The sequence below is a fragment of the Azohydromonas australica DSM 1124 genome (assembly GCF_000430725.1).
GTDB classification, from domain to species: domain Bacteria; phylum Pseudomonadota; class Gammaproteobacteria; order Burkholderiales; family Burkholderiaceae_C; genus Azohydromonas; species Azohydromonas australica.
Map to the genome: position 1 here is coordinate 1 of NZ_KE387227.1, position 3,966 is coordinate 3,966.

The 3,966-nt window shown below is 66.3% G+C and carries 6 protein-coding genes; all 6 read left to right on the forward strand.

Annotated elements, in window-relative coordinates:
• Window positions 1-146 precede the first annotated feature (146 nt).
• On the forward strand, window positions 147-359 hold the full coding sequence (locus H537_RS0140085) for a hypothetical protein (RefSeq protein ID WP_029002315.1): 213 nt from the start codon (window positions 147-149) through the stop codon (window positions 357-359).
• A gap of 11 nt (window positions 360-370) precedes the next feature.
• Complete coding sequence (locus H537_RS0140090; protein ID WP_029002316.1) at window positions 371-907, forward strand: hypothetical protein; 537 nt, start codon at window positions 371-373, stop codon at window positions 905-907.
• A gap of 10 nt (window positions 908-917) precedes the next feature.
• Window positions 918-1,934, forward strand: coding sequence for a TrbL/VirB6 family protein (locus H537_RS0140095; RefSeq protein WP_029002317.1), 1,017 nt, complete (start codon window positions 918-920; stop codon window positions 1,932-1,934).
• Window positions 1,935-1,955: 21 nt separating this feature from the next.
• Window positions 1,956-2,681 carry a TrbJ/VirB5 family protein gene (locus tag H537_RS48640; RefSeq protein WP_051244761.1) on the forward strand — a complete coding sequence of 242 codons (726 nt, stop codon included), beginning with the start codon at window positions 1,956-1,958 and terminating at the stop codon, window positions 2,679-2,681.
• A complete protein-coding gene (locus tag H537_RS48645) occupies window positions 2,678-3,388 on the forward strand; it encodes a VirB8 family type IV secretion system protein (protein ID WP_051244763.1) in 711 nt (236 codons plus the stop codon). Before H537_RS48640 ends, H537_RS48645 begins: the two co-directional genes overlap by 4 nt.
• On the forward strand, window positions 3,388-3,966 hold a 579-nt coding region (locus tag H537_RS0140115; protein ID WP_029002319.1), incomplete at its 3' end, for a TrbG/VirB9 family P-type conjugative transfer protein. The genes H537_RS48645 and H537_RS0140115, both read left to right, overlap by 1 nt.

Below are 3,966 nucleotides of genomic sequence, written 5' to 3' on the forward strand. Positions count from 1 at the left end.
GCACCACCAAGAACGTGCTGCTGCTCGATGCCACCCGCGCCGAAGTGGGCGACGACCCCGAGACGTGGTGGCCCGTGCTGGTACAGCGCGTGCGCGAGCGCGATCACGCCGCCCGCAACGCTCAACCGACGCCCCAGGAGGCGTGAATGGACATTGAACTGGCTGTCCTGTTCGTGAGGCTGATCGGCGTGATTGTTCTTCCCGGTGTGTTCGGGCAGGCACTGTTCAGATTGCTCAGTGGCGACGCTGACTACGCATTGGTCCCGAACGTCGTCCAGATGGTTGCCGCCGCACTCGCCTTTGGCGTGTGTGCGTGGGTGCCGAGTGCCCCCACAACGGGCTTCTACTGCTTTGGTTGAAAGGCCACGCGATGAAGTATCTGATCTCACTCACCCTGTGCACCGCCGCGGCGGCCCATGCCGGTATTCCCGTTGTCGGCGGCCCCACCCTGCAATGGCCCAACCCTGAGCAGCTACAGCAGCTGGCCCAGCAGCACTTACTGGTGGCACAGCAGTACCAGCAACTGGCACAAGCCCAGCAGGCGCAACAGGCGCAGCAAGACCGGCCGCAGCTGAAGAACGAGGCCGTGCGCGTGCTGCCGGGCGGCAAGCGCATCGTGGAAGAACCGCCTGGCCCGAAGTCCCTGCGCAAGCTGCCCACGGGGCCGAGCTTCTTCATCGGCGGCACCGCGCCGTCCTACGTCATCGACAGCAACGGCGGCCTCAAGGAGTGCGGCTGGCCCTGGCTGTCACAAGGCTGCCGCGACTACAGGCCCGGCGCGGAGCAACGGCCGCGCGGGTGGGTGGTCAAGAGCGGCGGCCAGTGGCTGAAGTGCCCGCGCCGCGACAGCCGATCCGGGTGTGTCGACTACTACGCCCCGCCCCCGCAAATGCCCGTTCAGGAGTGAGGAGCCAGCCATGTTTATCTGGATCGGTCAGCAGTTCGACACAACGCTCTTTGCCTACGTCGGGACTGTCGTGGCGCGGTTGTTCTCTTACCTCGTGCCCGTTGCCCTGGCGTGGCTCACGATCCGCGTGGCCCTGTACGGCTACAAGGTGCTCACGGGCAAGGTCTGCGAGCCGGTGATGGAGTTTGCAGAGAACATCATCGTGGCGTCCGTAATCGTTGCGTTCGCCACCGTGGGCGGCGTCTATCACGGGTATGTGATCGACGTCTACAACGCGATGGTGCTGGACGTGGTGAAGATCTTTGTGCCGGCCGGCAGCGAGTTGCAGGACGCGCACAACGTCTGGGCGACCATCGAGCGCTTCAACGAGCGCTCGGGAGCACTGACCGCCGCCATAGTGACCGACGGCATCTTCTCGCTGCAGGTCGTCGTGGCAGCTATTGCCCTGGTGATCTTCTCATTCGGCACCGTGTTCTTCTTGCTCGCGTGCATGCTCGTGACGGTGATGACCAAGGGCTTTGGCACTTTCATCCTGGCCATCGGCCCGATCTTCATGCTGTTCCTGATGTTCGAAACCACCCGCCAGTGGTTCGTGAACTGGCTCGGCACGCTGTTTGGGCTGGCCGTGCTGAGCTGGCTGGTGTTCTTCCTGATGGGCTTCAGCCTGGCGCTGCAGCTCAAGTTGGTGGAAGCCATCTCGGCCAACATCGGCCAGTTCAACGTGCTCACGCAGGCCATGACGTACCTCGTGCTGTGCCTCGTGTTCGCCGTGATGCTGTGGTCAGCCCCCAGCTTCGTGCACGGACTCACTGGCGGAGGTGCTGCTCAGATGGGCGTGCAGATGGCCTCGCAGATCTATTACTGGCTGCGCAAGGGCAAGGCCTCCAGCCCCTCCAGCAACCCCAGCGCGGGCGGCAACTCCATGAACCGCAGCCACGGCTGGGCCTACCGCGCCGGTGCCGCCGTGGGCAACGTCACGGGCGTGGCTCACGCCTTCCAGCGCCTCGCAGCGCGTGGCCGTCCCTGATCCATCCACAAGGAGCCCAACGTGATCCGCCTCAAGAAGCTCGTCGCCGCCGGCGTGCTGGCTGCATCGGGCAGCGCCGCGCATGCCGGCATCCCCGTGATCGACATTGCCGCTGTCATCGAAGCCGTGCAGCAAACGATCCACATGCTCACGCAGATCGAGCAGCAGTACCTGCAGATCCAGAACCAGTACCAACAGATCGCGCAGGCCAGGGCCACGCTGGAGAACATGAGCGGCAGCCGCGGGCTGGGGATGCTGCTGCGCAACCCGGCCCTGAACAACTACGTGGCACTGGACGCGCCCATGCAGCTCGACGGCGTGGTGATCAACGGCTACGGTGGCCTCACGGCGCCGGCCCGTGCGCTGCGCGACGCGGACATGGTATGGAACTGCCAGGGGCTCGGCGGCGCGCTGCAGACGCAGTGCCAGTCCACGCTGGCGCAGCCTTACCAGAACAAGGCCCTGCTGCGGCAGGCCATCGGCAGTGCTTCGCAGCGCATCGGCCAGATCAACGGGCTCATCACCGCCATCAACGGCACCAGCGATCAGGCCGCCAAGCTCGAGCTCGGTGCCCGCATTCAGGGCGAGCAGGCGCTGCTGCAGCACGAAGCCACGCGCGCGCAACTGCTGGCTCAGGACATGGAGAACGAGCGCCGCCGCGAGGAAGCGCGACGCCTGGAGCGCACCGCCGAGATGATGACCCGGCCGCTCGACGCGCGTGCCTTCCTGGGAGGTGCCGCGCCGTGAAGAACCTCACCGAGCTGATGAGCGGCCGATCCGACGCCTCCTGGGAGGTAGACCGCTGGGAGCAGCTGGAGAACTCCAACCGCAACCACAAGCGCCTGAGTGGCGCCCTCCTAGGCATCACCGCGCTGTCCGTGGCCGGCATGGTGGCGTTGAGCCAGATGAAGCAGGTGGTGTTCGTGCCCATCGTCACCGACCGCATCACCGGCGAATCCACGGTCGGCCAGCCGCTACGCGAAGACACCGTCCCAGCGCTCGATGCGCTGGACAAGAAGTGCGCAGGCGACTTCGTGCGGGCGCGCGAGGGCTACTCGTGGTCTTTCCTCAAGCGCGATTACGACGCCGTGGCGCGGCTGGCATCGCCCGAGGTGTTCGCGCCGTTCCAGGCGCTCTACTACCCGCAGATCGGCAAGGGCCGGCAGCAGGCATGGGGCAAGGGTCAGGAGCACGTCATCACCATCGTGAGTCGGCGGCTCACCGGCGCGGCCGTGGGCGGCGGCAAGGGCATGGTCGTCACCTACGACAAGGCCAGTACCTACCACGACAAGTCGCAGCCCGACACCACCACGCGGCACGTGGCGACGCTCACCTACGACTATCACCCGAAGATGCTGCAGAAGGAGGAGGACCGCGCCGAGAATCCCTACGGCTGCGTCATCACCGCCTACCGCTCCGACCCGGTGGGCGACACGCAGGGGGTGGCGCCGTGATGACCCGCCTGACCCTGGCCCTGCTGGCATTGCACGCCAGCGCCAGCGCCGCGCCTATCGCTGAAGTCGACTATGACCGCTTCCGCGTGATCCACGTTCCCGTGACACGCGGCGTCGCCACCCACGTCGAGCTGGAGCCCGGCGAAACCATCAGCACCGCGGCGGTGGGCATCGGCGCTGACTGCGCCAACTCGGAGCACCCGTGGTGTATCGAATGGCAGGAAGGTGGCTCGCACATCTTCGCCAAGCCGCGCCAGGGATCAGGCCCGAGCAACACGATGGAACTGGTGACGAACAAGCGCAGCATCAGCCTGCAGTTCGATGTGGCCAAGACCGCCGCACGCCGCGTGATCCTGCGCACGCCGGCCCCGCCCGTGGACCCGCGCGCGCAGCAGGTGGCCGCGGCAATGGCGATGATGCCCAAGCCCGAGGAAGTGTTGGCGCAGCGGCTGGAAGCGCCGCCCCAGGTGCGCAACGTGGCGTACAGCCTGGCCACCGGGAAGGGCAGTGACGACATCGTGCCCCGGGCCGTCTACGACGACGCCCGCAGCACGTTCTTGGATTACCCCGGCAACCGG